General features: G+C 39.3%; 1 protein-coding gene. It reads right to left on the bottom strand.

Annotation, left to right across the window (positions count from 1 at the left end; all coding sequences use genetic code 11):
• Positions 1-21 precede the first annotated feature (21 nt).
• Entirely contained in the window at positions 22-795 is a 774-nt protein-coding gene (locus tag ACP45E_RS01375; protein ID WP_026026659.1) for an aminoglycoside phosphotransferase family protein, read from the bottom strand.
• Positions 796-837 lie beyond the last annotated feature (42 nt).

Genomic DNA, 837 nt, shown 5'->3' with positions numbered 1-837 from the left:
GAATCACTCTTAAATGCTTTGTTAGTTGCACAATGCACACTGAATTTTTTGTTTATTTTCAGTGATATATTCGATGTCATTTAGATAGGCTTGAAGATGACCTTGCTCTATATTTTCTGCAAAGGATTCATTACCATTTTCGGCTTCACTACGCATGAACGATACTAAAGCCTGTAATCGCTGAACCATAACATCAGCCAATTGCTCTCTTTCCAATTCAGTTGCACCGTAACTATCACAGAACAACTTAGCTCTAGTCTCCTGTTCTGAAATTGTGCCTAACTTATCATTGCTATCAGTTTTGAAAGGAGACCAACAATAAACTGAATATGCTAAATCCCAAATTCTTGGTGCAGGGTGCGCCGTGTCGAAGTCAAACACACCAACAACTGTATTTTCTAATAGAGCAACATTGTATGGAGTAAAGTCACCATGACAGATAACCTCGAATGGTTCCCTCGGCTCTAACATCCATCGGTGCGAATTAACATCAATTTGCTCCAAGAGTGAAACTGTTGAGTCATGTATTTTACGTAATAATTTACCCGCAGACATGAGTGCATCATTTGTTGCAATTGCGCCAGCTAGCGGATAATTGTAGGTATTACCTGCGACAAAACTCAAGATTTCTTGATTTTGATTAACACCTAAAAACCTTGGAATTTCACCTACTTTTTCTCGCTCAAGATGTTTCAAAATAATATGAACTGTAGAACTCCATGGCTGAAGAGGTCGATAGACGACTTCACCATCTCGATATATTGCAGATTCTCTTCCGCCTGATAATTCTTCCACGATACCTCCATGTGCAACTAACGCCTTACTAAGTGGCGCTTC

The sequence above is a fragment of the Vibrio genomosp. F10 str. 9ZD137 genome (genome assembly GCF_049974785.1).
Taxonomy (GTDB): Bacteria; Pseudomonadota; Gammaproteobacteria; order Enterobacterales; family Vibrionaceae; genus Vibrio.
The sequence above is the reverse complement of the archived record's forward strand: the minus strand, read 5'-3'. Positions and strand labels throughout refer to the sequence as shown.